Consider the following 7,217-nt stretch of genomic DNA (forward strand, 5'->3'; position numbering starts at 1 on the left):
CGCGTTCGCCTCGTCGCCGAGCGCGAACTGCGCCGCGGTGAGCGTGGCGTCGGCGCGCGAGGCGCTCGAGCCGACGAGGTCGGGGACCGTCGCGCGGCGCACGCCGAGGCTGACGACGAGCCGCACCGGCCGGCCGGGGCGCGTTTCGCTTCCCGCCGCCGGCGTCTGCTGGAGCACCCGCCCTTCCGGCGCGGAGGCGTCGAAGCGGCGGCCGGCGACTTCCGGGTTGAGCCCCGCGGCGCGCAGCGTCCGCTCCGCGGCCGCGGCGTCGAGACCGACGACCGACGGGGCGCGGACGACGGGGCTGTGGCCCGCGGCGAAGCGCAAGGCGAGCCAGATCCCGCCGACGAACGTCAGCCCCAGCGTGGCCGCCAAAAGGGCCCCGCGCAGCACCGACGCCCAGCGCTCCGTCCTGGACTTCATCCTCGTCCGTCCCCTCCCGAACCAACGCCGAACGCCCCGCTCTGGTTCCCCCGATTCCGTCTCGGGCGCCCGTTTCGCGGTCCGAAAGCGCCCGCCAGTCTATCAGCCGCCGGCCCCGCCAACGAACCGCCCGACGGCGGCGGCCGAGTTCCGGGTCACGGCGCGGTCTGTGCGGCGTCGAAGCCCGGTTCCACGAACCGCCCGGCGGCGGCGGCCGAGTTCTAGGGGCGCCGGACGAGCCGCGCGGCGACGAACCCTTCGGTGTCTTCCTCGTCCGGCCGGGTCCGCAGCAGCGGCGGGTCGCCGACGACGAGGCCGTCCCCGGCCGCGCCGAGCAGGCCGCGCGGATCCTCGGCCGCGAACTCGGGGTGCGCCGCGAGGAAGGCCCGCACGCGCTCTTCCCCCTCTTCCGGCTCGAGACTGCAGACGGCGTAGACCAGCGCGCCCCCCGGACCGACGAGCGCCGCGGTCCGCTCGAGCATCGCCGCCTGCCGCGCCGCGCACTCGGCGACGTCCGCCTCGACCAGCCGGTCCCGTTTCTCGGGACGCCGGCGCAGCGTCCCGGTGCCGGTGCAGGGGGCGTCGAGCAGCGCGAGGCCGAAGGCGCCGTCGCGCAGCGGCGGGCGGAGCGCGTCGGCCCGCACGGCCGCCGTCCGCGCGCCGGGACGGGCGGTCCGGCGCAGCGCGGCGCCCAAGAGCCGCGCCCGCGTGCCGTGCAGTTCGAGCGCGGCGAGGCCGCCGCGCGCCAGCGGCGCCAGGAGCGCGGCCTTGCCCCCCGGCGCGGCCGCGACGTCGGCCACGGGGCGTTCGTCGGCCGGCGCGGCGAGGAGCGCCACCAGCCCCGCCCCCTCGTCGAGCAGCACGAACGAGCCGGCGGCGAAGTCCTCGGTCTCCTGCGGCGCGCCGCCCAAGACGGCGAGCCCGCGCGGATGCCGCGCCGCCGGCGCCGTCGCCACCCCCGCCGCCGCCAGCCGCTCGGCCAGCGCCGCGCGGTCGTCGAGCGCGACGAGGAACGGCCGCGGGGGCCGCAGCGTCGCCTCGACGAGCCGCCGCGCGCGGTCCTCGCCGTAGGTCCGCCGCCAGCGTTCGAGGAGCCACGCCGGCACGGTGGCCAGCGGATCGAGCGGCGGGCGGGCCGCGGCGATCCGCCGCAGCACGGCGTTGACGAGCGGGGCCGCCTCCGGCGACTCCCCCATCTTCAGCGCCTCGACCGTCTCCGAGACGGCGGCCGCGGCCGGCACGCCGAGCAGCAGCGCCTGCGCCGCGCCGAGCCGCAGCGCGGCGCGCGCCTCCGGCTGCACGTGCTCCAGGCCGCGCCGCACCAGCGGCGCGAGGACCGCGTCGAGCGCGCCCCGCCAGCGCAGCGCGGCCATCGCCATCGCCTGCACGAAGCCGCGGTCGCGCGGGTCGTCGAAGAGCCGCCCCCGCGCCTGCACGAGGCGGTCGGAGAATCCTCCGCGATCGACTTCAAGCAGAACGTCGAGCGCCGCGCGGCGCGTCGCCGCCGCGTCTTCCGAACGAGGCATCAGGGTTCTCCGCCGCGCGCCGCGGGGCCGCGCGGTCCATAACGTGCCGCTTCAAGATCCGCCCGGCGCGGAACGTCCGACGCCGTGCGGCGCGACGATGCGGCCGCCGCGCCGCCGCGATGAACGATCCGCGCCATGCGGCGCCCCGCGAGGCCGCGCATCGCGCGCGGCGCCGCGGCCGCGGCGGGGCGGCGCGGCGTCACGGCTCGCCGTCGCCGAGCGTCTCGCCCAGCGCGAGGCGCCGGCCGGCGAGCGCGGCGGCGGCCGACATCGGCTTGCTCCCCGCCGGCTGCACGGCGTGGATCCGCAACAGCCGCCCGTCGCCGGCGACCGCGTCCGCGGCCTCGCCGGCGCGCCGCAGCACGAGCCCCGGCGCCGCGCCGTCCGGCGCCGCCTCGGCGAGCGCCTCGACGTCGAGCAGCCGCAGCGTGCCCTTCGGCCCGCGGCAGACGACCGGCGGCCACGGGTCGAAGGCCCGCGTCCGCCGCTCGATCTCGACCGCGCTCCACTCCCAGCGCAGGAGGCCGTCCGCCTTGGCCAGCGGCGGGGCGAGCGTCGCCAGCGCGCCGTCCTGCGGCGTCGGCCGCGCGGTCCCGTCGGCCAGCGCGTCCAGCGTCTCGACGAGCAGCTCTGCGCCGACGAGCGCGAGCCGCGCGCCGAGCGCGGCCGCCTTCTCGCGCGGCGCGATCGCCGCCGCGCGCCGCAGCAGGATCGGCCCCTCGTCGAGCCCGCGGTCCATCAGCATCGTGCTCACGCCGGCCTCGGCGTCGCCGCGGAGGAGCGTCGTCTGCACCGGGCTCGCGCCGCGGTGGCGCGGCAGCAGCGAGAAATGCAGGTTGACCGCGCCGAAGCGCGGCGCGTCGAGCAGCCGCCCCGGCAGGATCCGCCCGTAGGCGACGACGACGAAGACGTCCGCGCCGCGCGCCAGCAACTCCTCGCGCGCCGCCGCGGGACGCAGCGACGTCGGCTGGAGAATCGGCCCGAGCCCCAGTTCGAGCGCGCGCGCCTTGACCGGCGGCGCGGCCGGCGTCCGCGAGCGGCCGACCGGCGCGTCGGGGGCGGAGACGACGCCGACGATCTCGTGCCCCGCCGCGCGCAGCGCCTCGAGCGAGGGAACCGCCCACGCCGGCGTGCCGAAGAACAGAACCTTCAACGCCCCGTCTCCCGCGGTCCGCCGCCCGACGAAGGCCCGCCCGCGCCGCCGCGGCGAACGCCGGGCGCGCCGCGGACGAACGGCGTCAACGGCCGGAAACCCACTCGCCGTCCCGCTGCATCCGCTTGATCTTGCGCAGCACGAGGCGCCGCTTGAGCGGCGACATCTTGTCGATGAACGTCGTGCCCTGCAGGTGGTCGCACTCGTGGAGCACCGCGCGCGCGCCGAACTCCTCGGCGACCTCCTCGTACGGCTGCATGTCGAGGTCGTAGGCGCTGTAGCGCACGCGGAACGGCCGCGTGACGGTCTCGTAGATCCCGGGGAACGAGAGGCAGCCCTCGTCGCCGGTCTGCGAGCCGGAGGTCTCGAGGATCTTGGGGTTGATCAGGACCTTCACCTGCCCCGGCTCGTCCCCCGCGGTGAGGTCGATCACGACGACGCTCCGGCCGTCGCCGACCTGGTTGGCGGCCAGCCCGACGCCCGGCTCGGCGTGCATCGTCTCGATCATGTCCTGCACCAGTTGGCGCAGGTCGTCGTCCACGCCCTCGACGTCCTTGGTCGGCTGCAGAAGAATCGGGTCGGGATAGAGCACGACGGGTCGGCGGGCCATGGTCTCGGACTCCTCGGGGTGGTGTTCGCCGCATCGTCGCACCGGCGAAGAACCCCGTCAAACGCGCCCCTTCAAGGGGACGGGCGTCCCCTGCGGAGGACGGCGCGCCGCAAGCCAACTCGCTGATTCTCAAGGCCTTTCCCCGAGGGCACGCGCCTTGCAACATCAGCGGGCGAAGGGCGCCGCGGCCCGCGCCGCGGACGCCCGGGAGGAACGACCGTGAAACCCCGCCGCCCCCGCGCCATCGCCTTCCTCGCCGCCGCCGCGACGGCCATGGCCGTCTGGGGCGCCTTCGCCCTCGCCGACCAGGACCCGCGCGACGTCAACCTCGTCCGGAGCGGCTCCGAGACCCAGCCGCCGCAGGCCGCCCCGAGCGACGGCCCGGTCGATCCGTTCGGCCGCGTCCGCTACATCGAAGGGGGCGCGCGCGTCCTGCGGACCGACGGCGCCGAGGACCTCGGCTTCAACGCCCCGGTCTACAAGGGGGACCGCGTCGAGACCGCCGGCGACGGCCAGCGGGTCGAGCTGCAGCTCCCCGACGGCAGCCTCGTCCGCCTCGACATCCGCTCCTCGGTCGAGCTCTACGACTTCGCCGCCCCGGGCGACGGGGACGGGGCGACCGTCCTCGGCCTCTCCGCCGGCAGCCTCGCCGCCGACGTGCCGAACCCCAACGGCGGCCAGAACTTCCGCATCGACACCCCGGCCGCCTCGGTCTACCCGACCGAGCGGGCCGCCTTCCGCGTGGACATCGAGGACAACGACGCGGTCCGCGTCTCGGTCGAGCACGGCGCGGTCGAGGTCGCGGGCCAGGACGGCACGGTTGTCGTGCGGGCCGGCGAGCGGACCCGCGTCCGCGCCGGCGAGCAGCCGCGCCGCCCGTGGGACTACAACGTCATGATCCGCGACGGCTTCGACGGCTGGGTCGCGCGGCGGGACGACGTCTACGCGCTGCGCGAGCAGCCGGGCAAGGAGTACGGCTCGCTGCCGGCGGAGGTCCGCCCCTACTACGGCGAGCTCTCCCGCTACGGCCACTGGGTCTACACCGACGAGTTCGGCTGGACCTGGAAGCCGGACAACGTCTCCGGCGACTGGCGTCCGTACTACGAGGGCGAGTGGGACTACGGCCCGGGGGGCCCGGTCTGGGTCGGCAGCGAACCTTGGGGCTGGGCGGTCTACCGCTACGGCCGCTGGAACTTCCGCGTCGGCCTCGGCTGGCTCTGGATCCCCGGAGCGGTCTTCGGCCCGGCGCACGTCTACTGGTACTACGGCCCGAGCTACGTCGGCTGGTGCCCGCTCGACTTCTGGAACTACCCCGTCTACGTCGGCCTCGGCTGGGGCTGGGGCGACCCGTGGTTCGACGGCTACCCGTGGGGCTTCGTCCGCTACCACGACTTCTGGGGCCGCGGCATGCACGGCCGGTACATCCCGCGCAACGCGGTGATCCCGCGCGACCTCCGCGGCGGCTACGTCGGCCGCAGCGGCCTCCCGCTCCGCAACGCGACGCGGATCGGCGAAGGCGGGGTGCGCGGCGTCCGCGACCTGCCGCAGGACTCCTTCCAGCGGATCCGCGACGCGGCGGCCCGCAACGCCGGGCGAGGCTTCTCGCCGGTCGAAGGGCGCGCGCCGATCAACCGCGCGGCGAGCCCCGCGCGCACCTTCCGCGACGTCGAGCGGACGCAGATCGGCGGCCGCCAGGCGCGGACCGCGCCGTCGGTCTCCGACCGCTTCTTCCCGCAGCGCGGCGCCGACCAGCGGCAGCAGCCCGGCGCGGCTTCGACCGGCCGCACGGCGACCGGGCGCGACGCGACCAGCGCCGGGCGCGACGCGACCAGCGCCGGGCGGGACGCGGGCGCGACCCGCACCCCGCCGGACCGCGGCGGATCCGGCCGTCCGGCGACCGGCCCCGGCCGCCGCTTCGACGGCGGCGCCGACCAGGCGTCGCCGCGGCCGCCGGACGCCGGCCAGAGCCGGCTGCCGTCGTTCCCGCGCTCCCCGCGCGCCGACGCGACCGCCGACCGCGGGCCGCAGGCCGAGCGCGGCGCCGGCGTGAGCCGCCTCTTCGACCGGATCTCGCCGGCCAGCCGCGGCGACGCGACGCGCGGACGCGCCGCGTCGTCCGACCAGACCCGCGCGGAAGGCCGTTCGGCGACGGCCGACCGTCCGCGCTACGAGGCGCGCCCGACCCCGTCCGACGACTCCCGCGCCGAAGGGCGTTCCGCGACGGCCGACCGTCCGCGCTACGAAGCGCGCCCGACCCCGTCCGAACAGCCCCGTTCCGAAACCCGCACCGCCCCGAGCGACCGCCCGCGCTACGAGGCGCGCCCGGCCCCGTCCGAACAGCCCCGTTCCGAAACCCGCACCGCCCCCGCCGAACGGCCGCGCTACGAGGCGCGTCCCGCTCCGTCGGAGTCGCCGCGCTCCGCCCCCTCGGCCGCGCCGCGCTCCGAAGGGCGCTCGGCCCCGTCGGCGGCGCCCCGCTCCGAAGCACGTTCGGCCCCGGCCGCGCGCTCCGAGTCCCGCGGCGGCGGCGGAGGCGGCCACGCCGCCCCGGCGTCCGGCTCGCGCGGCGGAGGAAAGCGCGACCGCTGACCCAGCCTGGCAGGAGCGGAAGGGCGGTTCTCCTCCCACGGCGCCCTTCCGCCTCACGGCCCGCGCATCGCGCGCGGGCCGTTTTTTTCACGGTGAAGCCGAGCCTGTTGCGCCCGCCGCGGGCGGCCGGCGCCGCGCGTCTGTCCGGACGGTGTCCGGACGTGCCGTCCGCCGGCGGACGAAACCGGCGCGGGCGGCCTCCGCCCCCCGCCGCCAACCCGTTCGCCCGCCGGACGTTGCGCGCCCCCCCGCCCCGCGGCCCGGTTCTTGCGTAATGGCCCGGCGTGAAACGCCCCGAGACCGTTCCCTGCGCCTTCTTCGACGGGCCCCGGCCCGCCGATCCGGCTTGGACGCCGCCCTACTGCCCGTGGGACCCCTGCCCCTCCGGGCGCGGCCTCCGGCCCTTCCGCTGGCGGCGCCACGGCTCCTTCCGCACCCTCGCCGCGCCCGAGCCCGTCCGCCGCTTCCGCTGCCTCGCCTGCGGACGCACCTTCTCCGCCAAGACCTTCTCCGGCGCCTACTTCGCCAAGCGACCCGACATCCTCGCCCGCCTCGCCGAGGCCCTCGCCAACGGCGCCGGGCTCCGCCAGGCCGCCCGCGGCCTCCCCTGCGCCCGCTCCACCGCCGTCCGCGCCGCCGACCGGCTCGGACGCCTCGCCGCCCTCGCCTCCGCCCTGATCCTCGAGGGCTTCCCCGTCGCCGGACCCGTCGCCTACGACGACTTCGTCTCCTTCGCCCTCGTCCAGCAGCTCGAGGTCGCCCTCGGCACCTCCGTCGATCCCGAAACCTCCCTCCTCCTCGGCCTCTCCGCCGCGCCCCGCCTCAAGGGCGCCCGCTGGACGCCCCGCCAGCGCGCCCGGATCCCCGCCCTCCGCGCCGAGCTCCCCGCCGGGCTCCCCGGACGCGCCTTCCGCGA

6 protein-coding genes are annotated in these 7,217 nt (G+C 77.6%); 2 read left to right on the plus strand and 4 right to left on the minus strand.

The annotated features are described in order from the left end of the window. From LLG88_09070 to def, 4 genes are all read right to left on the minus strand, one after another. On the minus strand, positions 1 to 423 hold a 423-nt coding region (locus LLG88_09070; protein ID MCE5247051.1), incomplete at its 3' end, for a PASTA domain-containing protein. A 221-nt stretch (positions 424 to 644) separates the two neighbouring features. Next, the gene (locus tag LLG88_09075; protein MCE5247052.1) at positions 645 to 1,949 is read right to left on the minus strand and encodes an RsmB/NOP family class I SAM-dependent RNA methyltransferase; all 1,305 of its coding nucleotides are present in this window, start codon (positions 1,947 to 1,949) and stop codon (positions 645 to 647) included. A 199-nt stretch (positions 1,950 to 2,148) separates the two neighbouring features. Then, positions 2,149 to 3,102 (minus strand): methionyl-tRNA formyltransferase, encoded by a 954-nt coding sequence (fmt, locus tag LLG88_09080; protein ID MCE5247053.1) that lies wholly within the window; start codon positions 3,100 to 3,102, stop codon positions 2,149 to 2,151. Positions 3,103 to 3,187: 85 nt separating this feature from the next. After that, on the minus strand, positions 3,188 to 3,712 hold the full coding sequence (gene def, locus LLG88_09085; GenBank protein ID MCE5247054.1) for a peptide deformylase: 525 nt from the start codon (positions 3,710 to 3,712) through the stop codon (positions 3,188 to 3,190). Between the two features lie 219 nt (positions 3,713 to 3,931). On the opposite strand from def, the gene LLG88_09090 reads away from it, so the two are divergent. After that, positions 3,932 to 6,301 carry a FecR domain-containing protein gene (locus tag LLG88_09090; protein MCE5247055.1) on the plus strand — a complete coding sequence of 790 codons (2,370 nt, stop codon included), beginning with the start codon at positions 3,932 to 3,934 and terminating at the stop codon, positions 6,299 to 6,301. Positions 6,302 to 6,585: 284 nt separating this feature from the next. Then, positions 6,586 to 7,217, plus strand: a 632-nt coding sequence (locus LLG88_09095) for a hypothetical protein (GenBank protein MCE5247056.1), incomplete at its 3' end; no start/stop codon positions are given.

This window comes from bacterium (assembly GCA_021372775.1).
In the GTDB taxonomy this organism is placed as follows: Bacteria; Acidobacteriota; Polarisedimenticolia; order J045; family J045; genus JAJFTU01.